This window comes from Halomonas sp. ISL-56 (genome assembly GCF_018612805.1).
Taxonomy (GTDB): Bacteria; Pseudomonadota; Gammaproteobacteria; order Pseudomonadales; family Halomonadaceae; genus Vreelandella.
In genome coordinates this window covers 225025-249650 of sequence record NZ_JAGGRO010000019.1, presented here as the reverse complement: position 1 = coordinate 249650, position 24626 = coordinate 225025, and the positions used below count along the sequence as shown (strand labels likewise).

Annotated in this window: 22 protein-coding genes; 11 read left to right on the top strand and 11 right to left on the bottom strand. The window is 55.4% G+C overall.

Annotated elements, in window-relative coordinates:
* The first annotated feature begins 5 nt into the window (after positions 1 to 5).
* The 7 genes from J7J49_RS16980 to J7J49_RS16950 all read left to right on the top strand — a co-directional run bounded on the left by J7J49_RS16980 (position 6) and on the right by J7J49_RS16950 (position 6966).
* Positions 6 to 704, top strand: coding sequence for an ABC transporter ATP-binding protein (locus tag J7J49_RS16980; protein WP_215094278.1), 699 nt, complete (start codon positions 6 to 8; stop codon positions 702 to 704).
* A complete protein-coding gene (locus J7J49_RS16975; protein WP_215094276.1) occupies positions 688 to 1911 on the top strand; it encodes an ABC transporter permease in 1224 nt (407 codons plus the stop codon). Before J7J49_RS16980 ends, J7J49_RS16975 begins: the two co-directional genes overlap by 17 nt.
* Positions 1901 to 3448 carry a formylglycine-generating enzyme family protein gene (locus J7J49_RS16970; RefSeq protein ID WP_353048389.1) on the top strand — a complete coding sequence of 516 codons (1548 nt, stop codon included), beginning with the start codon at positions 1901 to 1903 and terminating at the stop codon, positions 3446 to 3448. The genes J7J49_RS16975 and J7J49_RS16970 overlap by 11 nt, the downstream gene beginning before the upstream one ends.
* A 30-nt stretch (positions 3449 to 3478) precedes the next feature.
* Positions 3479 to 4222 carry a hypothetical protein gene (locus J7J49_RS16965; RefSeq protein ID WP_215094272.1) on the top strand — a complete coding sequence of 248 codons (744 nt, stop codon included), beginning with the start codon at positions 3479 to 3481 and terminating at the stop codon, positions 4220 to 4222.
* Positions 4223 to 4231: 9 nt separating this feature from the next.
* Positions 4232 to 4729 carry a hypothetical protein gene (locus tag J7J49_RS16960; RefSeq protein WP_215094270.1) on the top strand — a complete coding sequence of 166 codons (498 nt, stop codon included), beginning with the start codon at positions 4232 to 4234 and terminating at the stop codon, positions 4727 to 4729.
* Between the two features lie 36 nt (positions 4730 to 4765).
* Positions 4766 to 6055, top strand: coding sequence for a VWA domain-containing protein (locus J7J49_RS16955; protein ID WP_215094268.1), 1290 nt, complete (start codon positions 4766 to 4768; stop codon positions 6053 to 6055).
* 290 nt (positions 6056 to 6345) lie between these two features.
* Entirely contained in the window at positions 6346 to 6966 is a 621-nt protein-coding gene (locus J7J49_RS16950; RefSeq protein ID WP_215094267.1) for a LysE family translocator, read from the top strand.
* A 63-nt stretch (positions 6967 to 7029) separates the two neighbouring features.
* Here the strand turns inward: J7J49_RS16950 and J7J49_RS16945 are convergent, their stop codons facing one another.
* From J7J49_RS16945 to J7J49_RS16925, 5 genes are all read right to left on the bottom strand, one after another.
* Entirely contained in the window at positions 7030 to 8436 is a 1407-nt protein-coding gene (locus J7J49_RS16945; RefSeq protein WP_064235532.1) for a Na+/H+ antiporter NhaC family protein, read from the bottom strand.
* Positions 8437 to 8468: 32 nt separating this feature from the next.
* Positions 8469 to 9758 (bottom strand): NAD(P)/FAD-dependent oxidoreductase, encoded by a 1290-nt coding sequence (locus tag J7J49_RS16940; protein ID WP_215094265.1) that lies wholly within the window; start codon positions 9756 to 9758, stop codon positions 8469 to 8471.
* A 6-nt stretch (positions 9759 to 9764) separates the two neighbouring features.
* Positions 9765 to 10562 carry an IclR family transcriptional regulator gene (locus J7J49_RS16935; RefSeq protein ID WP_251048369.1) on the bottom strand — a complete coding sequence of 266 codons (798 nt, stop codon included), beginning with the start codon at positions 10560 to 10562 and terminating at the stop codon, positions 9765 to 9767.
* Between the two features lie 167 nt (positions 10563 to 10729).
* A complete protein-coding gene (locus tag J7J49_RS16930; protein ID WP_215094262.1) occupies positions 10730 to 12478 on the bottom strand; it encodes a sensor domain-containing phosphodiesterase in 1749 nt (582 codons plus the stop codon).
* Positions 12479 to 12605: 127 nt separating this feature from the next.
* Positions 12606 to 12836, bottom strand: a complete 231-nt coding sequence (locus J7J49_RS16925; RefSeq protein WP_064235537.1) for a hypothetical protein — start codon at positions 12834 to 12836, stop codon at positions 12606 to 12608.
* A 98-nt stretch (positions 12837 to 12934) separates the two neighbouring features.
* Between J7J49_RS16925 and J7J49_RS16920 the strand changes: the two genes are divergently transcribed.
* The gene (locus J7J49_RS16920) at positions 12935 to 14023 is read left to right on the top strand and encodes an ADP-ribosylglycohydrolase family protein (protein WP_215094260.1); all 1089 of its coding nucleotides are present in this window, start codon (positions 12935 to 12937) and stop codon (positions 14021 to 14023) included.
* Here J7J49_RS16920 and ovoA read toward each other — a convergent pair.
* Together ovoA and J7J49_RS16910 are read right to left on the bottom strand one after the other, a co-directional pair.
* Positions 14020 to 16167: a 5-histidylcysteine sulfoxide synthase gene (gene ovoA, locus J7J49_RS16915; RefSeq protein ID WP_215094258.1), complete on the bottom strand. Its 2148-nt coding sequence runs from the start codon at positions 16165 to 16167 to the stop codon at positions 14020 to 14022. The two genes, J7J49_RS16920 and ovoA, sit on opposite strands and share 4 nt — an antisense overlap.
* Before the next feature lie 188 nt (positions 16168 to 16355).
* Complete coding sequence (locus J7J49_RS16910) at positions 16356 to 17681, bottom strand: MFS transporter (protein WP_215094256.1); 1326 nt, start codon at positions 17679 to 17681, stop codon at positions 16356 to 16358.
* A gap of 231 nt (positions 17682 to 17912) precedes the next feature.
* Between J7J49_RS16910 and J7J49_RS16905 the strand changes: the two genes are divergently transcribed.
* The gene (locus J7J49_RS16905) at positions 17913 to 18389 is read left to right on the top strand and encodes a LabA-like NYN domain-containing protein (RefSeq protein ID WP_215094254.1); all 477 of its coding nucleotides are present in this window, start codon (positions 17913 to 17915) and stop codon (positions 18387 to 18389) included.
* Between the two features lie 61 nt (positions 18390 to 18450).
* Here J7J49_RS16905 and J7J49_RS16900 read toward each other — a convergent pair whose 3' ends face one another.
* From J7J49_RS16900 to J7J49_RS16885, 4 genes are all read right to left on the bottom strand, one after another.
* Positions 18451 to 19473 carry a Gfo/Idh/MocA family protein gene (locus J7J49_RS16900; RefSeq protein WP_215094252.1) on the bottom strand — a complete coding sequence of 341 codons (1023 nt, stop codon included), beginning with the start codon at positions 19471 to 19473 and terminating at the stop codon, positions 18451 to 18453.
* A gap of 64 nt (positions 19474 to 19537) precedes the next feature.
* Complete coding sequence (locus tag J7J49_RS16895; protein ID WP_215094250.1) at positions 19538 to 21028, bottom strand: tripartite tricarboxylate transporter permease; 1491 nt, start codon at positions 21026 to 21028, stop codon at positions 19538 to 19540.
* A gap of 13 nt (positions 21029 to 21041) precedes the next feature.
* Complete coding sequence (locus J7J49_RS16890; protein ID WP_215094248.1) at positions 21042 to 21503, bottom strand: tripartite tricarboxylate transporter TctB family protein; 462 nt, start codon at positions 21501 to 21503, stop codon at positions 21042 to 21044.
* Between the two features lie 62 nt (positions 21504 to 21565).
* Entirely contained in the window at positions 21566 to 22558 is a 993-nt protein-coding gene (locus tag J7J49_RS16885) for a Bug family tripartite tricarboxylate transporter substrate binding protein (RefSeq protein WP_251048368.1), read from the bottom strand.
* Between the two features lie 365 nt (positions 22559 to 22923).
* Here J7J49_RS16885 and J7J49_RS16880 point away from each other — a divergent pair, with 365 nt between their 5' ends.
* Both J7J49_RS16880 and J7J49_RS16875 read left to right on the top strand, forming a co-directional pair.
* Positions 22924 to 23847, top strand: a complete 924-nt coding sequence (locus J7J49_RS16880) for a beta/alpha barrel domain-containing protein (protein WP_215094246.1) — start codon at positions 22924 to 22926, stop codon at positions 23845 to 23847.
* Positions 23848 to 23857: 10 nt separating this feature from the next.
* Complete coding sequence (locus J7J49_RS16875; protein ID WP_215094244.1) at positions 23858 to 24625, top strand: SDR family NAD(P)-dependent oxidoreductase; 768 nt, start codon at positions 23858 to 23860, stop codon at positions 24623 to 24625.
* Position 24626 lies beyond the last annotated feature (1 nt).

The following is a 24626-nucleotide window of genomic DNA, read 5'->3' as shown; positions in this document are numbered from 1 at the left end:
CCACCATGCTAAATTTAACTGAATTACGCGTGGCGCGCGGGAAAGGCCATGAACGGCATGAAGTTCATCTCCCTGAGCTAGCACTTGCAGCAGGCCAAGTGGCGGCTATTGTCGGCCCAAGCGGCTGTGGAAAAAGTACGCTACTGGAAGTCATTGGGCTTTTGCTGGCACCGAGTACGTTAAGTAGCTTCACGCTTGGACCACAACAAACAAACGTAGCGGCGTTGCTGCATGCTAGCGACGAATATTCTCTCGCTGAAATCCGTTCCAGAGATATTGGCTTCCTATTGCAAAGTGGTGGCCTCTTACCGTTCTTGAGCGTACGCGACAATATTGCCCTCCCCCGACTACTGATGGGGCTCCCGCAGCAGAGTGAACGTGTTGATCATGCCTGTGCAACGCTCGGCTTAGAGCCACTGCTTGATAAGCGCCCGGGGGCACTCTCCATTGGCGAACGTCAACGTACTGCTTTTGTACGTGCGATGGCACATGAGCCACGCCTACTCCTCGCCGACGAGCCAACAGCTGCACTGGATCCAACTTCTGGCGAGCGATTATTTGGCCTTATTGTTTCACTCGTGAAAGAACTCGATATGGCTGCACTGGTGGTATCCCATGACTATACGCTGGTGGCTCAGTTCAAGCTGCCACGCTTAACCGCCTCCTTGACGCCGGGAGGTTGTCGCTTTGCCTTCGCACACTAAACGCTTGGTCTTAATTGCTCGCTTAGCCCTTAAGGATCTTTGGCATGACCGCCAAGTTTCGCTATGTATTGCAGCCGCGTTGGTAGCCGTTATTGCCCCACTGCTGCTCCTTTTTGGCCTAAAGCACGGTGTCATTAGCCAACTACAGAGCGAGCTACTTGACGACCCACGTAACCTCGAAGTGCGCATGCTCACCAGTGGCAGCTATGACGATACTTGGCTAAACGATCTTCGTGAACGCCAGGAGGTAGGTTTCGTCATTGGACAAACGCGCTCACTTAACACTCAGGCCGATCTACTCAATGACTCTCAGCGCTTCGTGGAGGGCGCAGAGCTGATCCCTTCCGCACCGGGTGACCCGCTATTAGCCAGCCTGGGCCGTCACCCCGAAGGCACTGAAGTAATACTTAGCGAACCTGCCGCTAGACGCCTTGAAGTGGCAGAAGGCGATCTATTAACGCTCGCTGTCAGCCGTCGGCTCGATGGCCAGCTAGAGCGAGGCCGCCTGGAAGTAGCGGTAGTGGGGGTGCTGGCAGCTGATCGCTTTCCGCGCCCAGCAGCGTTTGTAGACCTCTCTTTGCTAATCGAGCTTGAGCATTTCCGCGATGGCCATTCGAGCCCAACGCTTGGGGTAGAAAGTGGCTTAACGCGTGGTGATTATCCCTTGCGTTACGCTCGCGCACGTATCTATGCCAAGGATGGCGACGCAGTCCAAGGGTTGGTGAGCTGGCTTGAAGAGCAGCGCATTGACACCTCCAGTCGCCTGGCTGAAATCGAGAATGTTCGCACTATCAATAAAGTCCTAGAGCTTGTTTTTGGTGTCATCGCCGCGACCGCCCTGGTGGGTTGCATGGCTTCAATGAGCGGCGCCTTCTTAGCCAACATTGACCGCAAACGCCGTGAGTATGCAGTGCTGCGCTTGCTCGGCTTCCAACGTTCAGCCATCGCAGCCTTCTTAACCGTTCAAGTTGGTGTATTAACGCTACTTGCCTTTGTTGTGGGACTCGGCCTATTTGCGCTAGGTTCCGCCGTCTTTAATCGCGCCTTGGCCACTAGTTATATGGCTGCGGGGGTCGTTAGCCACATAACCCTCACCCATGCATTGATCGCTCTGATGCTGACGCTTGGTATCGGTTTACTGGTGGTCGTCGTGGGCGTTGCCCGGGCCTATGGGATTCAGCCATCGGAGAGTCTACGTGAAGCTTGAACGTCGTCTTATTGCTCTTATTGCAGGCCTGAGTGTTTCGTTTACAGCTCACTCACAACCCGAGTGGGATGAGCGGCTCTATAACCCTGCTCCCCTTGATGACGATGTCGTACTGCCCATGCCATGCGGTGGCGCGATGACGTTTCGCCAGGTTCATGTACCAGTCACCAAGCCACTAGATGACTTCCCTGTGCAGGTAGGCCAAGACGGTACGGGGTGGGGATATGTAGAACAGAGTCGCCCGGCTTTTATTTCTGGCAGCTTTGCTGATGAGCAAGCGGCGTCCTCACGCCATTACCTTTTAGCCAAGTACGAGTTAACTGAACTTCAGTACGACGCGCTCATGGAAGATACTTGCCCCGAGCCTTCTAATCGAAAACGCTTTCCCAAAATAGAGCTGAGCTGGTTTGATGCCATGCAGTTTAGTGACACTTATAACCTTTGGTTGCGCGAGAATACTCCTGAATCGCTACCCCAAGAGGACGGTGCGCTTGGTTTCATGCGATTACCTACTGAGACTGAGTGGGAATATGCCGCGCGGGGCGGCCTTGAAGTCAGCACTGCAGAATATCGTGATTCACGCTACCCCATGCCAGAAGGGATTAACGCTTATGAGTGGTATTCCGGCGCCCAGTCGTCCAACGGTCGACTTCAACTGGCGGGGCTTTTAGCACCTAATCCGCTGGGTTTTCACGACATGCTTGGTAACGCCAGCGAGATCATGTTTGAACCTTTTCGCCTTAATAAACTTGACCGCCAGCACGGCCAGGCAGGCGGCTTCATTGTTCGAGGTGGCAACTACTTAAGCCCACTTGAAGATATCCGCACGGCACTGCGTGGAGAAGAGCCTTATTACAGCAACGAAGGACATACGCGTGGTCGTGCCAACAGTATGCGTCTAGCGCTGGTGGCGCCGACGTTAACTTCCCGTGAGCGTATTTCTGCAATAGAAGAGCAGTGGAAAGCCCTAGGGTTAGGTGACGAGGAGGAAGATGGCTCCCCAGGTGCCGCAGTGCAGCTGGCGGCGCTAGCCTCTGAGATAGAAGATAATGTTTTACAAGAAGAGCTTCAGTCGCTGGAGCGCCAATTACGCGCCAGCAACCAACGCCAGGAAGAAGCTCGCAATCAAGCGATTCGCGCAAGCCTCAACCTGGGCGCCTTTTTATGCACCAAGTTAGAGGACGATGGCGTCTTTTTTGACTTTCTCGCCGAGAACTATCGCGTCAATTGTGAAGGTGATAGCCCCGATGCCAGTTGCGGCATGCGCGAAGCTCGCTTATCAGAGCAAGAACGGCGCCTTCAAGGTCTTAGCCGCTATTACGCGAGTAGCTTGGTTGAATCAGCAACTCTCTACGGCCCAGAACCTATTGAGGAGCAAGTACAAGTATTCAGCGAAATCCTTACTCGTAACTCACAGTTAAGCGGATTAGAGCCCTACCTTCAGACTTACTGGCAGCATCAGCGCCAGTTTATAGATGACCAGCGCATTAACGCCGAGGCTTGGCTAGAAAGCTGCAAAGCCATGGCAGAACAATAACGACCACTAACTAGCACTAGGGAATATCTCATGAAGATACATATACCTTTTTTTAAACAACTTCTGCTTAGTACCGCTATTGCCAGCACTTTATTTCTTGCTGGCTGTGCCAGTACAGGGAGCAGTGTACTTAGTGGAAACAACGGTGGCCGCCAAGCCGCAGATCCTCGTTTAACTCAAGGCAATGATGCCGAGTTTTTCAGTAAATCTGGCTTTCAATCGTGTGCAGCAGGGGCGGCTGTCGGCGTCATGGGTTGCATGCTTAGCGGCACGAGTAATCATGCCCAATGCGCCATTATTGCTGGCATTAGCGCCTGTGGTGTAGCGATGGGGGCCAACTACTATCTAGATCAGCGCCGCAGCGAATACGCATCTAGTGCAGAACGCCTCGCAGTAATGAGCCAAGATATACAAGAAGATACCCAAAAGGTAATCGCGCGAACTGAAACTGCTCGTCGTGTCATGGCCGAAGACCGCCAACGTATTGAACGTATTGAACAAGAAATTGCTGAACAGCGTGTCAATCAAGTATCCGTGCAGCGAGAGTTAGCCGGTATCGACAGTAATATTGGCATACTGCGCCGCGATCTTAGCAATATGCAGAAATCTGTTAGTGAATATCAGAGTGTTGCCCAGCTAGAGCGCCAAGAAGCCAGCCCTGCTGAAGTACAGAAGGTAGAGCAAGAAATTGAAGTCATGAACCAACAAGTACTCGCTCTTCAACAAGAAGTAGATGACCTCTACAGCATGCGTTCAGCAATTACTCTTGGCTAAGGAGCCCCTATGAAACTTCGACTTATCGTCGCTGCTAGCAGCCTAGCGATACTCAGCGGTTGTGCAACAACGCCTGAAGCCTGTGACCCAAGCCAGGAGGCCAGCTTACTGGCTAAGCTCTCTTGTGATGCTGGTGGAGGCTACCGGGCTCGCATTGATGCAGGCGAGGAGCAGGTTTACCAAGACCAAGAAGAGAACGCGCTATTTCGAGATATTCAGCGTCAGATTATGGAACAGCAGCGCGCCACCCGAAATGAATTGCGGGTTACTAACCAACAACAATACGAACTTGAGCGCACGATGGAACAGCTGGTTGCTCGATTACAGAATCGCACACAGGAACAGCTAGGGTTACAGCACCAGTTAAGCGAGGTGGAGCAGCAGGTGCAGGCAGGCTCTTCTTCACAAGAAGCTGACACTGAAACCTTCGAAGAGCGGGAAGAGCGGCTCAATGCTCTACAAGAACAAGTGAATCGGCTTCAGCAAAGTTTAGGCTATACCCCGTGACGCCAATGCTACTGTCTTATTTCATGGAGGAACGCTATGCAGCGCGTTCTGCGTGAGGAGGGCCTAGCGCTAGCTGAGCCTCTGCAGCCTGAGCGGCTGCAGAAGCTCGTTTATCGCTATTGCCCCCCCAGTATTGGCAACTTGTTCGCCCTACCGCGAGTAGGCAGTTTGGATGCTTTGGAATGGTGGACGGAGTTATCTGGTCAGCCTCGCCACTTGAACGAGCTACCAGCAGATGAGCAGGAAGTGCTGAAGCAGCGCCTCAACCAGCGCTTATTAGCGTTAGACAACCTGATCACTGAACTTGAAAAGCGGGGCGACCCCGCTGCTTCAGAGTTGCGAGTATTACCCACTCATCCAGATACCAATAACCTCTACTCCATTAATGGTGAGCCGCTTTTAATCCGCTGGGTGCCCGTGTTTTCAACGTCGGCGCCCTCTAGTGTGATATCTCCAAACGCGGCACCTAGCCCTCCGCCGACTGCCATAAGGCCACCTTCTTCAGCACCTGCCTCTCCCCGTCGTCGCTGGGTCATACCGCTGCTATTGCCGCTATTAGCAGGACTGGCACTGCTGGGTTTATGGCTGACTTTCGCACACTGGGAGCGCTTTTCTACTCCTTGGCAACGCAGCGAAGGCGAAACACTACCTTTTGCCTGCCGGAATGACGATGCGCCGCCACCTGAATTCGTCACTATCTTTGATACTTCTGGCTCGATGAATCTTAACATTCAGACGTCTCCGGAAGATGAGCAGTGGTTATTCAACATGCCAGATTTTTTACGTGAGTTAAGAGCCAACGATCCACGTATGCAACGGCTTATAGCAGGCCCTTCGCGTCTTACTGTTGCCCAACATGCATTTAGTGATCTTGTTCAAGCCATCGATCCTAACATCGACATTGGGTTAGTGACCTATCAAGGGTGTGAGACAACAGTTGTTCAGGGCATTTTCTCTGCAGATCAGCGCCCTCAGCTCATAGAGGGAGTGCACCGGCTTGTCGCCGACGATGGCACACCACTAGCAGCAAGCCTAATAAGGGCTGCTGATATGGTTGATGGCATAAATCGCGATGCCGTCATTCTAGCCTTTGTCGACGGTGCAGATGGCTGCGATCAAAACCAGTGTGCAATTGCTCAAGATATAGCTAATCGACAGCCCAGGCTTCGGGTTAACGTCGTCGACATTTCTAATAGCGGACTTTCCAACTGCATTGCCGAACAAACCGGTGGACGTGTCTTCGGATCTCAAGATGCCGAACTGATTAGCAAAATGCTTATAGATGCTGGAAGAGATGCTCTTAGTGAAGATTACTGTGATGGCTAGCTCTTTAGCCTGCTGCTCAATAATAGCTTTATAGTAATTCCGGCAGTTGGTCTTAATGCACAAGTGCAGCAACTGAACATTCTGACCAGAAGCTCTGTTTCCCCACCCACCTAGGCTCTAGAAACACGCTATTGGCGTGAGAGTGGAGCGTTATCACAGCAAATTACGCAAAAAAACCGACGGGGAAATCGAGAAAATGGCCATTTAACATCATTGCCACGCGGCACTTCAGGGCTTACAACTACATAACGAGCTTTAATTAATCATTCAACAACAGGAAGATTAACGCTATGCCGATTGAGCTTTGGCTATCGTTTGTGTTGGCTTCATTTTTGGTGATCGCATCCCCCGGCCCTGCTGTTGCCCTGCTGGTCATGACCGGCATCAACCAAGGTCGCAGGGCCGCTCTGGCGATGCTGCCCGGCTTTTTCTTAGGTGACTTGGTGGCTATGTCGCTTTCGTTTGCAGGCGTGGGCGCCCTTCTGATGGCGTCGGCGGAGCTATTCGCCATCGTCAAATGGCTCGGGGTTCTTTATCTACTTTATCTTGGCATCAAGATGTGGCGTGAATCCGGCCAATTGAATGACCTGGAAGCCTCTGGAGCGAGCGTCAAGCATGGCACCGCAAAGGCATTTTGGGTGACACTCCTGAACCCCAAAAGCATTTTATTCTTTATGGCCTTCATGCCGCAGTTTATCAACCAGTCCCAGCCCTTGGCGCCCCAACTGGCAATTCTGTTTACCACCTTTCTTGTGATGGGTGTCATCTCCGATCTCGGCTATACATTGCTATCAACAACCAGCCGACAACTGATGACCGCCAAGTTTCGCCGCCTGCTACATCGTTGTGGTGCTGGCAGCTTGATTGGCGCTGGGGTATTGATGACCGTGATGCGCCGCCCAGCAGGGTAGTATCAGCTTGGTATTTAGGCCCTGCGATAACGCGGCATCCACCACATCGCAGGGCGAACAGTGTTACAGCGTGAGGCCAAGCAACAGATACATAGCCAGGGAAAGCAAGGCGACGGCTAGCGCAAAGGGGATTTGCGTTTTGATATGATCGATATGGTCAGAGGCGGCCCCCGTAGAAGCAAGCACAGAGGTATCCGACAGGGGCGAGCAGTGATCTCCAAAGACACCGCCTCCCGCCACAGCAGCCACTGTGGCATACACCAGCGGTGTAATCATATCGCCGCTAAAGTTGAAAGCGAGCGGCACAGCCAGCGGCATCATGATAGCGAAGGTGCCCCAAGAGGTACCGGTTGAAAAGGCGATAACGGCGGCAATCAGGAACGTCATGGCCGGAAGCAAAGCCGGTGTTAGCCAGCCTGCGGTGGCTTCAACGATATAGTTAGCCGTACCCATGTCTTTGGAAAGTTGATTTAACGAATAGGCTAACGCCAGAATGATAATGGCGGGCATTACTCCCTTCATCCCCGCCATCGAGGTTTTCATAATGTCGCTAAAGGGAATGCCCTGAAGGCGCATAACGATACCGAGAAACACGGAAGCCGCCAGAAATGCCTCCATGGTCTTGGCCGAGTCCATGACGATAAAGGTGCCTACGGCAACGCCGATCACTACCAGTACCGGAGCGAAAAAATTCCAAAATAGGCTGGTACGTGCTCCTTCATAAGGCGGAATTTCCGTCAGCTCCTCCCCCACCAGCGGTTCTGCCCCATCACGCAGTACTTTGCCCTCTTCCTGAGCCCGACGCTCGGCTTCGCGCATCGGCCCAAAAAGCGGAATAACGCCTACGATCACCAGCCCGACGACCAACACTGATAGCCACGCATAGAGATTGAAAGGTATGGCATGCAGAAATACCCCCATTGCCTGCGCAGCATTTTCGATGGGCCCCATGCCGATCAACAAACCCGAGATAAACACTGCCCAGCCCGTGATGGGCACCATGACACTCACCGGAGCCGAGGTGGAGTCGGCAATGTACGCCAGCTTTTCCCGCGAGACCCGGTACCGATCCGTCAGGCCACGCATCGTACTACCGACAAACAGAGGGCTGAAGTAGTCGCTGAAAAAAACGAACATACCCATCACCCAGGCAACCAACTGAACCCGCACCCGCGATAAAGCACGACGTTCCACCCAGGCGGTAAAGTTCTGAATCGCCCCTGTACGTTGGAAAAAAGCGATTACCGTGCCAATGAATAACTCCAAAAGCAGTATCCAGGAGAAGCTAGTGGTGCCCAGGGTTTCCTTTAACAGCGTAGGAAACCCCATCAGCCCATTGCCCAAGGTAATCACCCCAACGAAACAGGCAACAGCCAGCGAGAAAACCGTATTGCGGGTGACAAATGCCAGCACGATGGCCAATGCCGCCGGCATGATGGACAGCAGCCCAATATGATCTTGAGGATCCATTGTCATCTCTCTTTTTATAGTGGTAGGTGGGGTCAGGTTTCGTTTTTTGCCTTACGGCGCCCCATTTCACTGGTCAGGTAGAAACCCAACCGACGCACGGGGTCGGGCGGCATCCAGCTCGCCTGGCCGAATAGCGAGGCAATATCCTCAACCGGCTGGCCGAGCGCATGGCGCGCCAAGGCATCTCCCAGGTAGGTACCTTTGACGATACCGCCGCCATTGCACCCCGCCGAAACATACAGCCCGGGCTGGATTTCACCCCAAAGCGGAGCTCCGTTATAGGTCAGCCCGGTGGTACCTCCCCAGACCTTTTCAAAGTGCACGGGGGTGAGTTCGGGATAGCGGGCCTCTAGGCTTGCTTTCAGTCCGGCCTCGATACGGGCGTTATCGGCTTCGCGTTCATAGCTGTAACGCGAGCGGATCATCAAACGGCCGTCAGCGGTGGTACGCAACGTACAGCCTAGGCGGTGTGCGGGTAGCAACCCCCAGGTCGTCGCGGCGATGCGTTGGCGCTCTGGTTCCGGCAAAGGCTCGGTAATGGCGGCATAGGTATAAATAGCGGTGAGCCGCGAAGGATCTGCACCCAAGGATCTAGAAAAAGCGTTATTGGCCAAAATCACCTGCCCAGCCGCCACGCTGCCTTCGGGTGTAGTAACGCGCCATTTCTTGCCATCAGGTACTATTTGAGTCGCTGGCGAGCGCTCATGCAGCTCGATACCGGCTTCCAATGAATCCGCTAAACCCACAATCAATGCGGCGGGCTGGACGAGATAGCAGTCCGGCGAATAAATCCCCTGGGTGTAGTAGTGCGTACCGATTCGCTCAGCGAGTTGGCTACCGTTCAAAGTTTGGTAGGAAAGCCCAGCAGCCTTCAGAAACGCTTCATACTGGTTCAAGGCACGCTGGCCTATAGCGCTACGGGCAGCGCGATAGGTGCCACTACGCTCGAGCTGGCAGTCAATACCCAAACGTTCGACACGCGCGCGCAGTAACGCCATGGTTTGTCGGCTTAACGCGTTCAGCTTCTCCATGCGCTCAAGCTCTTCGGGGCGAGCATCGTTGGCTAAGGCAATTTCCAGCATAAAGCCGGAGTTACGTCCTGGACTCCCCTCGCCTACCCGGTCAGCTTCGAGGATTTTGATGCGATCTTCAGGGCGCGCCTGCTGCCAGGCAGAGGCTGCCGCAAAACCGGTATAACCGGCTCCGATGATGACGACATCTGCCTCAGAGTGACCGCGTAGAGCGGGGCGCGGCTGGCGCTCGGCTAGCCAAGCGTTCCAGCCGCAAGGGCGCTGATGGGATGGGTGCGTAGTGTGTGGCATAGCGCGTTAATCCAGATACAGCAGGCCATGGGCCTGATTGACCATGGCGGCAACCTCTTCCTGCATGCCTTGGAGCACTTCCCGCTTGTGATCTTCCGTCATACGCGATTTGAGCATCGAACAGCTCATGGCGCCCAAGGGGTGGCCGCTATGGTCAAGAATAGGAATGGCCAGGCCGCTATATTCCGGGAGCAGAGAGCCCTCTACGCCCCGGGCGTAACCATGTTTAAGTTGGTGGGCAATTTCGGCGTCGATGTCAGCGATGGCAATCGCGTATTCGTCTATCAGCCGTTCCGCGTTATGGCTGAGTATTTCATTTCTCTCATCCGCGCCGAGATACGCGAGCAAGGCAATCGATGCTTGGCCGACGCCTAGCGGCAAACGGCCACCCGTCGCCCTAACGAAACTGCCCACGGGATAAGCGCCGTTCTGTACTTCCAAGCAGACAGCATTGACGCCATCACGAGCGAACAAATAAAAACTGTCTCCCCAGCGCTGCGCCAGCGCCAGCAACCTGGGCCGTGCCAAATCGCGCAACCCCGCGCCATTGCCCGCCTGAGCACCAAGCACTAGCAACTCATAACCCAGTAGGTAACGCCCGCGAATGGGAGAAGGTCGCAAGAATCCTTGCTGCTTGAGACCTTTTAACAACCGATAGAGCGTAGGACGGCTGAAAGTCAATTCATTCAGATAATCGTCTACACTCGCACCGCGGTGGCCGCCACGTGCGGTAACCTGCAATATCTGCATAGCGTGAACGAGAGTGGTAGGGCCTGATGAGGTGATGTTTTCATTTACCGGCATTATGTTTATCGTTATTTGTCTATGTGAGCTAAAACATAGCAAGACAAATTCACGAGTTCATCTCACTAAATGAGACATAGCCGCTTTAGCGCATACGAGGTAGATGTTGGCAGGCCTACTTACGTCGACATTTGCGGAGCGCACTTTTTTAGTTACGCATCCTCGACCTACTCCGGATGCAGCCACTTTTCGAACGCCCCTGGCGATAGCGGTCTAGCGATGAGGTACCCCTGGGCCTCGTCGCAACCCAGTTGCACGAGTCGGCGGTAAACAGCATCGCTCTCTACGCCTTCGGCCACCACGCGGTAGCCCAGATTATGGGCCATTGAGATCATCGATTTGACCAGTGTCGCAGCACGCTCATCATGGTCTAGATGAGTGATGAAGCAGCGATCAATCTTCACGGTATGGGCGGGTATCTCATGCAGGTAGGAGAGACTGCTGTAGCCGGTGCCGAAATCATCGATGGCAATCCGCAGTCCAGCCGCGATGAGCGCCGTGAGTTGAACCGTCGCCACCTCTCCCTGGCCAACCAGTGCACTTTCTGTAAGTTCCACCTCCAAGCTGGCCCGCGGTAGGGCCATGTGCGCCATCTCTCCCAGTAGCCGTAGGGCAAAATGCTCTTCTTCAAGATTGGTCGCCGACACATTGACCGAAATCTGCAGTGTCTCGCCTTGTTGATGCCACGCCGATGCCTGGCTAATGGTATGCCGCAACACCCACTGCGTGAGTGGTTTAGCCATCGGCGTATGTTCGATCAATGGGATAAACTCGTTAGGCGATAAGTCACCCAAGAGAGGATGGCGCCAGCGCAACAATGCTTCTGCTCCCGAGCATTCGCCGCTCTCTAGGTGGATACGAGGTTGAAAGACCAAGTAAAGCTCACCTTCGCTTTCCAGCGCCCGACCGATGTCGTTCAGCAGCATATAACGCCGTTGGTAATGGGCATCCAGCTCCGAGGAGAAAAGCCCCGCCCCTTTTCTCGCCTGGCGAGCATCCAAGCAAGCGGCATAAGCACTGCGCAAAATATCCACAGCCGCGACCTCGCCCAGACAAAATGGCGCGAGACCCACAGTGGGGCGAACCAATACCGGCACTGCGCGGGCAGATTCAAGCGCCAACAGCGCCTGTCGGAGCCGCAGCGCCTCCTTCAACAAGTAGGTATCGCTCGCGTGGTTCACCAGATGCACGAACTGGCAGCCACCCAGGTGGTAGAGCTTCACGCCCGACCCGATGGCCTGTTGCAAGCAACGGGCGGAAACTCTCACTAGTTCATCAAGGTACGCTGGCCCAAGAGTACGATGAAGCGCACTTATCTCGCCGACATCGACCACCTCGGTCAACAGCGCGACTCTCCACTCGTTTGGCGAATCTAGCTGTATATCCTGTATGTCTTCAGCAAACTGGTGACGATTAGGAAGGCCTGTTAACGGGTCAATTCTGCCAAACGCGTGCTGCAGCTCGATCTGGGCCATGACCATGGCGGCTAGATCGCAAAGCATTGTTTGCTCTTGCTCAGAGAGCTCGTTTGGCTGGGTGTCCAGCACACACATCGCGCCCAGGGTGTGGCCCTCTCGCGTTACCAACGGTGCGCCCGCATAAAAACGGATGCCTGTCTTTGCCAGGTAGCTATTGCGATAGCAGTCCGAGGCGAGAAGATCGGGAATGACCAGGACTTGCGAGGCATCGCAGACCTCCCCGCAGGGAGCCGTGTCCCGGGGGATCTCCCAATGTTCGACCCCAACCCTGGACTTAAACCACTGCCGGTTCTCGTCGGTGAGGGACACGGCAGCGATCGGCAAACCGAATAGCTGACTAGCTATCCGTGTTATGCGATCAAAACTCTCACTTGGGGAGGTATCCAGCAGATTTAGCTGGCGGAGCGCGAACAGTCGATCCTGTTCCTGGGCATTCATGTACGTAACCCTACGCCAAGATGAACACTGATCCTTTAATAATATATATCAGCCCCATAATAAAATGGCATTTAGTAGCGCTCATTTTTCTAGTGTTGTTATTTGTTTATCGGGCTTAGGGCTGGTTCTAGCTCAGCGTTATATTGATAAAAACCAGCATAATCAGCGCCGCTGCCGCCGGCCACGGGCTTCGCAGCACAACCCCGAACATCGTCAGCGGGATCAGCACGGTGAGGGCCGCTAGAACATGAGGCAGTTCTGCAAGCCCGCTTTTTTCCATACTCGCGATATACACCAGCCCAAGAACGCCAAGCAGAAGCCCAAACCAAACATGGCGGTTACGCAGTCGTGATGACATCTTCCTACCTCCCTTTGTGGTTAAGCGTTGATCGCCAACAGTTCGCTAACCTGAAAATTACCCATAAGATGGCAAGACAAACTTAAAGGAACATATCCATGACAGATAACGTGTCATCAAGAGCTGTTGCCGCACTTAAAAACCTGTTTATTGCCGACTCACTGGCGATGCCGGTGCACTGGTTCTACAACGTCCACGATATCGACCGTGCGTTTCCAAACGGGATCACAACGTTTGAAGCGCCACCTGAGTTTCATCCGTCATCGATTATGTCCCTGCACTCCACCAGCGCCGGTGGGCGCAAACGTGCGGACAGCCATGCACCGCGCGAAATCGTCGGCAATGTGATTCTTAAGGGAAAGCAGTCCTACTGGAATCGTCCTAACGTTCATTACCACCAAGGCATGCAGCCAGGGGATAACACCCTTAACGCCTATTGTGCGTTAACCCTGATGCAAACAATGAGCGAGCCTGACCAGCACTATGACCGCGATACTTTTCTGCAAGCCTATATCCACCTAATGACCGCTGAGGAACCGGCACATCCGGATACCTACGCCGAGTCTTACCATCGCGGCTTTTTCGCTAACCTCGAAAAAGGCCAGCCTCCACACAAATGCGGCGCTGTCACCCACGACACGCCGTCCATTGGCGGCTTGACCACTATTGCTCCCTTGGCGATTGGCGAACGCTTAAGAGGTACCTCGCTGGTCGATACCCGCAAGCTTTGCCGCAACCACCTGGCATTGACCCATCCGGACAACTTTCTCGCGGACGTTTGCGATGCTTACGTTGAGCTGATCGACGCGCTCATGTTCCGCGATGGCGATGTCAACGTGCAGGAACTGCTGCTGAAGGCAACACGCGGCTTATCCCGTCGGGATTTAACGACGCTGGTAGAAGGCAATCGCCCCGAACGTGAGGCCATAGGGAAACAGCTATCTACCGCTTGCTACATTACCGACGCGTGGCCTGCGGTGTTATACCTGGCCTGCAAGTACCATCAGGAACCACTGCGCGCCTTACAGATCAACGCAGAGGTTGGCGGCGACAGCGCACACAGAGGCGCGGTACTAGGCGCCTTGTTGGGCTTAATCAATGGCCAGGAGACTGGCAACCTGTTTGCCCGGTTAACCGAACACGCGTCGATTAACCGGGCCATTGAGGGGCTTATTGAGAAGCGTTAGGAACGCCGCTCCCACAGCGTGACTTCCGAGAGGCTATGCTGATATTTATGCATGGTCTCGCGGATCACAAAGGGCACTTTTTCAGGCTCGCTGATCATTTTGAAGTGGGGCTCCAGCAGCTCCTTGAGACCATCCAGGGTGCTGAAGTTTTCACCATTTTTCTTGAACCCACCGATCCACTCCTCCATCGGCGTGTACTCTTCCAGCCAAGTATACGGCGATGCAATCATCAGGATGCCACCGGCATTGATACGCTGATGAATGGTTTCCAGGAACTGGGCAGGCTTGTAGAGCCTATCGATCAGATTCGCGGCCAGCACTAAGTCATATTCGCTGAACTGCGGCTTGAGGTTGCACGCATCGCCCTGATGGAAGCTGACCCGATCGGCAACCGTTTCCAGCCCCATACTTGCCAGGGTGCGTTCCTGGTAGCTGATCAGCTCGCCCTCTTCGGTGCGGGTATAACGCAGCACTTGCTGCTCCGCCATTTCCACGCCCTGGCGAATAAAGTTGGCCGAAAAGTCCACGCCATCCACATGCGCAAATTCACGGGCCAGCTCAAAACTGCCACGCCCGCTGGCGCAGCCCAAATCCAGAGCGCGCTTCTTGTCACGCCCGGCCATGGCGGCTAGCGCCTTGTTGGCCAAGGCCTGCGGGAAGTTGGCAACCCCAAACCATTCGTCGCCGTAATGAAACTCTGCGTACTCCGCCATACGCGCATTGCTTTCGTAGTAAGCGCTGGGCAGCGTGACTTCTGCATCTGACACTACGTAGCGGAAACCTGCATGCTGGAAGAAGTGGCGGCGGAACGCGTAGCGTGCGCTGAGGCGGGTTTCGTTGCCGCAGGAAATCCAGGAGCCGCCCTTGATCAGGTTGTGCTGGTTGTCGAACGTCGGGGTGGTGAAGTCATCGTAGAGTGGATGCACGTCAAAACCGGGGAATGGGTAAGTCGGTGTTTCTACCCACTGCCATACATTGCCCACCACATCGAACCACTGGCCGTGCTGGAAGCGCGTGACCGGGCAAGATGAGGCGCCATGATCCAAGTGCAGGTTGGCGTTGGCCGGCTGATCACTCTCAAGCTCGGAGACACCCGCTTCCTCCGCCAGGCGATGCCACTCATCTTCCGTTGGCATACGCACAGGCTGCCCTGTCTGCTGGCTTTTCCAGTTACAGAAGGCTTTAGCCTCGTGGAAGTTAACCTCCACCGGCCAATCCCAGGGCATCTCTACCTCTTCGGTCATTAAGCGCAGGAACCACTCGTTTTTCCACACCCAAAAAGTGGGATGGCTCGCTTTGGCAAAATTACGCCACCCCAACCCCTCTTCCGACCAGTAAGCATCGGTTAAATAGCCACCGGCTTCGACGAATTCGAGAAACTCGCTATTGCTGACCAGAAACTGGCTGGCTTTAAACTCTTCAACGTCGGCACGGTGATGGCCGTACTCGTTATCCCAGCCGTACCACGGGTCGTCAAACGGCTTGCCCAGCGTTACCTCACCCTGGGGAACCGTGATCAGCGCATTCTCCGGCGGCTCACCGGTGGTGCGAATGGGCGCCCAGGCAGGCTGCGGTGTAACCAAGTCAAGCGACTGCTGGCGAATCAACACCGACGACGTTTCAAGATGAATGCGCTCGTGCTCGATGCCCATGATGACAGGCCAGAACGGGCTATCCCAGCCGATGGGCAGCGACACTGGCTGCTCACGGATCACATTGAGCACGGCTGCGCGCACCTTGGCGCGGTAGTCCATCACCTCGCTGACCGATGGCCATGAATAGTGGGCTTCGTTGAGATCATCCCAACTCATCTCATCGACACCTACGGCGAAAATAGACTCCATGTTGGGGTCTATCCGCGCAGGTAACAGCTTGGCCAGTACCAGCTTATTAACGAAAAACGTCGCGGTATGCCCCAGGTAGAAAATCAGCGGGTGTCTGAGCGAAATAGACTTACGCAAGTAAGCCTGTTCACTCGCCAGTGTAGTGAACAGTGACTCATAACGGTCAAAGGTAGCGGTGAAGCAGGCCTCAATCTCTCGGCGCGTCGCTTCAGGGTCGTTTCCAGCCAGATACACAGTGCGGGGAAAAAGAGCGGACGATAGCGCTTCTGGTTGCCCCAATGGCGAGCTAGTGGAAGTCATAGGTTAGAGCACCTTTTATCTTAGAACGACGATGGTTTGCATAGGTAAATGTATGGCAACATTAAAAACCAAAAACTCATACAAAAGCTAGCATCGGTTGTACAAAACTTTCCAGCGTCGTCTTTGCCGGCACGTGGAGCCGTCGAAATCGCACGCTATTCTTTTTCATGCGACCTACAACACAACATTCAAGGCGCCTCTTTCTCTTCTACCTCGGGCTCAATGGACTCGTTGGCTTCAATGGGTTCACCATTTTCATCCAGCAATTGGTAGTCATAAGCTGCCTGAAGGCCGGTATCTTCCACTATCGGCTGCTCTTCTGGTGCTTCTTCTACCGTTTCGTCTGTCCAGTCAGCCCAGTAATCGATATGGCCTGGATAGATGGGCGATAGCACCGCAATCAGAATGCCCACCACGGAGAAGATCGAAAACGCCTCCGCATAGCCAACGCCATCAACCAGAATACCCACCACTGGGGAGCCCACTGCCTGCCCAAGCGCACAGGCCATAAACGGCAGTACTGGCCCCATTGATAGCCGCCCCGGCAATAGCCGGATACCCGTCATCAGATACAGCCCCGTTAAACTCATATATGCAAGCCCGAAGACCATCGCGGAAAACATCGCCAGCGGTAACTGACTGGGGCTAGCGGCCAGCAATGCCAAGCTTGAAGACAGCATCATCAGCATCAATGCCTGGGTAATGGGCGGGTTATTGCGGTCGGCTAAATCGCTCACCACGGCACCGCCGAGCCCAGCGATACCCACCGCAAACCACAGCCAACCGGTTTGGTTAGCGGGCAGCGCACCCAGGGTAACCGCCAAGTCGGGGGCGAAAAGCCAGTACGGGGCAGACACAAAGCCCATGGCGAAAGCGAATATCGTAAGCCGAATGAGCCGTGACCACTGCAACCGGGTGATGGGCGGCGGCGGTGCCGCGTTAGCGGGAATCACCCGTGACACTGAAGGAATGAAGTACCACGCCGCCGCTACCCCCATGCCGGTCAGAACGGCAAAGATCGTGTAGGTCAGCCGCCACGCGTCCGCAAGAAACACCACCGTCGGCACTGCCACGATAATCCCCACGCTGGTGCCTGCGTTCATAATCGAACTGACTCGCCCGTGCATCGTCCGGCTTACCAGCGCCTGCATCGCGGCGGTGAGGGCGGGCATCATCAAACCGGTGCAGATACCGCAGATAAACACCCCCACACCCAGCGCAAGTGAGCCTGACGCCTGGCTGATCAACCCCAGGCCAGCCACCCCGAAGCCACCCGACAGCATCGCCAGATTACGTGCACCGAGTCGATCAGCGGCAAGCGGAGCAACCAGTGTGGCCAACACGAAACTAATAAACGGCAATGCCCCGATGATACCAATGAGGTACGGCGTGAGACCCAGCTCGGCGCTAATGGAGGGCACAAAAAGACCAAACGCAAAACGTGCCAGCCCGTAACTAATCGCGACCAGCGCGGCACCGAAGATAGCAAACCCTATGTTCGACAAGGTTCTCATACTAAATACTCCTAGGCCGCGTGTGACATAAAAGAAAATTCCCCTGTCAGCCTAGTGGTCACGTTGCTTATCTGCACATCACGGTGTCGATATTGGATACGAACGGGGCGCTTTAAGGCCTTGTTCGGCAAGCTATCGGGGTTGCTGTGGCGATAATACTCATGGCAAGCAGATACATTTATCTACTCAAACCGTTTAAGCTGATCACTAACGTGCAAAAGGTTACTGTTTATGACCAGCGTGGCGATATTTGTCGATATCCAAAATGTCTATTACACCGTTAAAGAGTCGTATCGCCGCAACTTTGATTACAACAAGTTCTGGGCCCAGGCAACCGCTAATAGAAACGTGGTGAAAGCGATTTGCTACGCCATCGATAGAGGCGACCAAAAGCAGCGAGAGTTTCAAAACATCCTCAGAGCGATTGGTTTTGAGGTAAAGCTGAAGCCTTTTATTCAGCGCGCGGATGGCTCCGCAAAAGGTGATTGGGACGTGGGCATCGCGCTCGACGCCATTGAATACGCCGAACAGGCAGACGTGATCGTACTGGTATCCGGCGATGGCGACTTTGATCTGCTGGCCAATAAAATCCGTGTTAAGCATGGAAAACGAGTCGAAGTTTATGGTGTCCCGCAGCTTACTGCAGCGTCACTAATCAATGAGGCCAGCGCGTTTATAGCGATTGATGAAGGGCTTTTGTTAAGTTAACTACCATACAAAATAGCTACGCTGCTTTACATCCGGGCCCTTTAGGCCCGAGTGCTTATCGCTATTCCGCGGGTTTCCATCCCGACACCGTGTAGGCACTTTCCATCAGGCGCAGTGTTTCCAGATTATCGAGCCGATCCGTCGGGAAAGATGTCCCTTCGCGAAGTCCCTTCACAAAAGAGGCGATAAGGCCTGAGAAGCAGGCTTGGTAGTTTGCCTTTAAGTCGTGTTTCGTGCGGTACTCAGGGTCGCTGACAAGGTAGATCTCATCGCGATCCATAATGAGGGTATCCCGCGAGCCGATCACCTCAAGCCGATCCGTTGGCAGCGGCGGATAGCCCATGGCAGAAATATTGGCATCCAGCACCACCGAGGCGCCGCCCTCCCGCTGGCGCATAAGAATGACGCCGGCATCCTCGCCTTTTAGCGCCGGGTTGGTACGCGAAACACTCGCCGAGGTGACATCTAGCTCACCGAGCATAGCGCGCAGCGCGTCCATTTGATGGATCAACATCTCGAAAATCAACAGGCGAGGGAAGTCGGCCAGGTAAGGCTGGCGGCCAAGCAGAAAAGGCGTTTCGCCCTCGGGAGCGACCATTGAAGCCGAACGCATGGTCAGCCGGACATGCTGCAGTTCGCCGATACGCCCCTCATTGATCCACTGACGAACCTCCGCGTAGTGGGGGCGAAACCGGTAATTCTCATGCACACAAAAGCGCACCCGGTCGCCAATATCGCGGATCAGCGCTTCAGCCTCAGCCACGGTTGGGGTCATCGGCTTCTGACACACCACGTGAACGCCGTGATCGGCAGCCAAGCGTACCAGGGGCGCATGCGAACCTACGGGGGTAATGATATCGATAGCGTCCAGCGACTCGGTCGCCAACATCTCGGCAACATCGGTATACACGGCGGGAATGCCGAACGCCTCGGCGCGTTCGCGGGCACGCGCCTCATCAGGATCGCAGATGGCGACAACGTCGATGCCCTCCACCTCGCCCCACCCGATCAGGTGAAACTGGCTGATAGCCCCCGCGCCAGCAATGCCAACGCGAAGAGTGGGCTTATTGAGAGGTTCGATCATTGTGTGGTCTCCTTGGAAAGTGCGTGGTGAGTCGATAGTGAATAAGTAGTGTAAGCAGCGGGCATCAGACAGCGACTCGGCGGTTCTTGCGCAGCAAGCGCAGGAGTGACGGCGCTAACAGGGCAGCGATCGTCAAGCAAGCCAGCACTGCCGATGTGGGCCGCGTGAAGAAAGGCGTTACGTCCCCGCCGGACTTGATCAATGAAGTGACCAAGTTCTGCTCCACCATTGGCCCCATCACTAGCCCCAGCACAAACGCCGCCACCGAATAGCCGTACTTGTCCAGGGCATAGCCGATCGCACCGAAAGCAGCCACGACCACAATCGAAAACAGGCTGTTGGAGACCGCATAGGCGCCCACGGCACTGCATAGCAAGACGGTGGACATGATCGTCCAGCGCGGCACGCTCAGCACATAGGTAGTGCTGCGGATCATCAGCAGCCCCAGGGGAATCATGATGATATTGGCGATCAGGAAAACCCAGTAGAGCGAGTAGAGCGAGGCCGCATTTTCGGTAAATAAGGTAGGCCCAGGGTTGAGCCCCTTCATATACAGCACGCCGATAGCAATGGCGGTAATCGTGTCGCCTGGGATACCGAACAGTAGCGAAGGCACCCAGCCACCGGCCAGCGCCGAGTTATTAGCCGAGCTTGCCTCAACCAGGCCCTCGGAGTGGCCAGTGCCGAACTTCTCAGGGGTGTGGGAGAAGCGTTTGGAGGTAGCGTAGGCGACCCAGGCCGCCATATCCGCCCCGGCACCGGGCAGTGCACCGATCATTACCCCTACCAGGTTCCCACGCAGCATCTGCTTCTTGTAGCGCAGCGTTAGCGCCCACTGTTTACCCAGGATGCTGCCGAAACGGCGGCGCGGTGCGGCAGGAGTGTCCGGGGTCGTCATGGCGCGCATCACCTCGGCCACCGCAAAGACCCCAACCAGAGCAGACACCACATCAATGCCGGAATAGAGCTCATAAGAACCGAAGGTGAAACGCGGCACGCCAGCGGCATTGTTCATCCCCACCGTGGAGACCAACAGGCCAAACATCAGCGCCGCGAACGCTTTTATCGGTGGGCCGTTGGATACCAGGGTCGCGCAGAGCAACCCAAGACAGCCGAGCCAAAAATATTCGTAGCTTGAGAACTGAAGCGCAATGGAGGCCAACAGTGGCGCAACCAATACCAATACCAGCGTACCGAAGATGCCACCCAGTGCCGAGAACCACAGCCCGGTGCCCAACGCAGTTTCGGGTTCGCCCCGTCGAGTAAAGGCGTTGGCCTCTTCCATATAGGCAGCGGAAGCAGGAGTGCCTGGGATACGCAACAAAGTACCAGGAATATCCCCGGAAAAAATGGCCATCGCAGAGGCCGAAATGATCGATGCGATGGCGGCGACGGGCGAAAGATAGAAAGTAATCGGCACCAGCAGGGCTGTCGCCATGGTGGCCGACAGCCCAGGAATACAGCCCACTAACATGCCGTAAGCGGAGGACAAAACAATGACCAGCATCACTTCGAAAGTAGCGACGGTCTGGAGCGAAAGGAGGATAGTTTCCATGAGGTGCTTCCGTTTACCAGGGCAGCGAGAGAATGCCCGCGGGCAGCGGCACTCTGAGCAGGCTGGCGAAAATCGTATAGATAACCACGGTCATCACTGCAGAAAGCAACAGCGAACCTACAACTGAGCCCCGTAGCAGCAGGGAGATGATCAACACGATCAAAAAGCCGGTCAGTAGAAAGCCCACCGACTCCATAATGAAGTAGCCCAGGATCAACACAGCGACCGGCGAGAGCAGGCGCAGCGTGCCGATGATACTCAAGACCTCCCTCCCCTGAGACTCCTGGGCTGCCTGACGTTGCGGCTTTGCGAAGATCATCAGCCCTGAAAGGCCAAGTGCCGCGCCAAGCACAGTGGGGAATATCGCAGGCCCCACGGGCTGGCCCGGAATGGCAGGCAGGCCCAGCGAGGCGATGACAACCGCCACCCCAAGCATTACGAGAACTACTCCACCGATCCGATCCGGCAGTGTCATGGGCACCTCCAGCCACTAGCCGACCAGGCAGCGCCCAGCCGGCAACAGTCATTTTGCATGGGTTATTCGGATGTCATGCCCGCGGCACTCATCACTTCGCCGAACTCTGTCTCTTTCTCTTCGAGCCATGCTTCGAGCCCATCCGCATCGGCCCAGATCAACCCGTATTTTCTGGCTTGCATAAAGTCTTGGTAATCGGCGCTCTCGTAAACGCTCTTCAGCGCCGTCTCCAGTGTGGCCGCCACGTCATCCGGCGTGCCTGCGGGAGCGACGATGCCGCGCCAAGAGGAAGCGACGGTCCAATCTACGCCCACCTGCTCTTCCAGCGTCTCAAGGTCGGGATAGTTAGCATCGCGCTCGTCCGCCATCAGGGTGATGGTCTCGGCTTCGCCCGCAGCCACCATGGCCTCGGCCTCGGGAACCGACGATATCACTACTTCAACGCCACCCGCGGCAAGCTCTTGCATAGCCGGGGCAGCGCCTTGACTGGGAACCCAGATGGCGTCAGCCGGGTCGACACCGGCCCGCACTAGCATGCCCGCCATGGCCAGGTGCCAAATACTGCCCTGCCCCGAGCCGGAAAAGCGCACGGTCTCACCGCCCTTTATCGCCTCAATGATGTCGTTGGCACTCTCAAAGTCTGAATCAGCCGCAACGTGAATACTGGCAGGGTCGGTGTTGACCAGCGCGAGAGGACGATAGGCGGCGTAAGTCAGATCGGTCAGCCCCTGACGATGCATCATATTGATCTCGGCCGTGATGAGCCCGATCGTGTAGCCGTCTGGGCGAGCCATGGCGATGGACTGGTGCCCCACCACGCCATTGCCACCGGTGCGGTTGATCACATTGACCGGCGTGCCAAGCTCTTTCTCCAGCCCGCTGGCCAGGATACGCGCGACCGCATCAGAACCGCCGCCAGCACTCCAAGGCACGAGAAGCGAGATCGGGCGGGTTGGATAATCCTGCGCCATAGCAATGCTGGGCAGGCTGATTAAGGTAGCGCAAGCCACAGCGGCCGCTACGAAAGTGCGTCTCTTCATCATCACTCTTTTCATTGTAATTCTCCTAGTGCTTCTCATTGTTGCTCTCTAATGCATTGTTTTTCTCTAATGCATTATTGCTCTCTGATCACCGTGCCCCTTCTATAAGCCCGGCCCACATGCCTGACAGATTCCAACGTACGCGGCCATAACAGGGTGTAAGTTTTAATATACTTGTCAAATGTTGTAAATCACTTTCACGACAACCAGTTAGTAGACTTTGGTATGACAATGCTTACCAAATAGACGAAAAAGAGACCAAATTAGATAATTAACCAACAGAAATTGATAAGACTATTTGTAAATTTTTAAGAGATTTGTAATTATTAGTCATATCAATCAGCCAGCGACTGCTGGCCTAGGACGAGGACAGCACCGCAATGAAGACCACCATCACGCTGGAAGATTTAACCAAATCGGTTATCGCCGTCCCACCGTTCGCCCACGAAGGCAACGCGGACGCATCCAACCAGTCGTTAATACGCCATATCGAAGCAGGCGGCGTTTCTACCCTGCTCTATGGGGGCAACGCCAATGTGCAGAACTGGCCAGTCTCACGGTTTGGCGAGTGGCTAGACACGCTGACCAAGCAGGTTGCTGACGACACCTGGCTGATTCCATCAATCGGCCCTGATGGCGGCAAGATATTGGATCAAGCGGCGCTGCTGGCAAAGCGGCGCTTCCCCGCCGCCATGCTGCTGCCCTTCACCGGCCCTAAAACCGATGCAGGCTTTGCCCGCTCGGTTCGCGACTTTGTCCAGGCATCCGGCACCCAAGCCATTCTCTACATGAAGAGCGATGGCTACCTGTCTAACGACGTGATCGAATCGCTGGTGGCCGATGGCAGCCTGTTCTCAATCAAGTACGCCATTCCACGCGAGAATACCGCCATTGACCCGGTATTGGATGACCTGATCGCAGCGATCGGAAAAGAGCGGATCGTGTCAGGCTTTGGCGAACCCCCAGCGCTGCCGCACCTTGAGCATCATCAGCTGTCCGGCTTCACCGCTGGCTGTGTCTGCATTGCGCCAAGCCTATCCCAAGCGTTCCTGCACTCTCTTCAATCCGGCGACTTCGCGAAAGCCAAATCTCAGCTTAAGACCTTCAAAGCGCTCGAGACGCTACGCGACGCAGGTGACCCAATCCGCGTCCTTCACAGCGCCGTTACGCTGGCGGGCATCGCCGACATGGGCGCGCCGCTACCCTTCCTGACCGAAGCCGACGAGGCCCTTCACCACCAGATCGAGGTCGCCGCCAGAGAACTGCTGGCTGCCGAGATGCAAGCGCGATCCATCGCCGCTTAAAGGAGGCATTATGAGCGATATTTACGGATTTATCGGGCGTACGGCCCTCGTCACGGGCGCCAGCTCGGGTATTGGCTTCGCCGTGGCCGAAGCGCTGGCGATGCATGGCGCCTCGGTGGCGGTGCACTACAACAGCAACGGCAGCGATGCACTGGCCCTGGTTGAGCGGCTGAAAATCGAGGGCAAAAAGGCTGTAGCGATCCAGGGCGATCTCTCCCAGGACGACGTTGCAAGCCGCGTCGTGGCCGAAGCCGCCGAGGCGCTTGGTGGCCTCGACATCCTTGTTAACAACGCCGGTGCCATGGGCACGCGCGCCCCCTTCGCCCAGGCGGGCGGCGAGCTCGGCGCGAGCGTCTTTGACGTTAACTGCCGCTCTTTGTTACAGGTCACCCACGCGGCGCTGCCCTGGCTCGAAAAATCCGCCGCCGCCGCTATCGTCAACACTGGCTCCATCGCAGGTTGGAACGGTGGTGGCCCTGGTGCGGGCTTTTACGCCGCAGCGAAAGGCTATGTCCACACCGTCACACGCGGCATGGCAAAGGAGTTTGCGGCGGCGGGTATCCGGGTCAACGCCATCGCCCCCGGTGTTATTGTCACCCCCTTCCACGATACCACCCCACCGGAAATTCTGGCTTCGTTCAAAGCGGCGATCCCCATGGGTCGGCTGGGTGAGCCTGCGGATTGTGTCGGCCCCTATCTGTTCCTTTGCTCCAGCAAGCTAAGCGGATATGTTACTGGTCAGATCCTTGACGTAAACGGTGGGCAATACATGCCCTGAA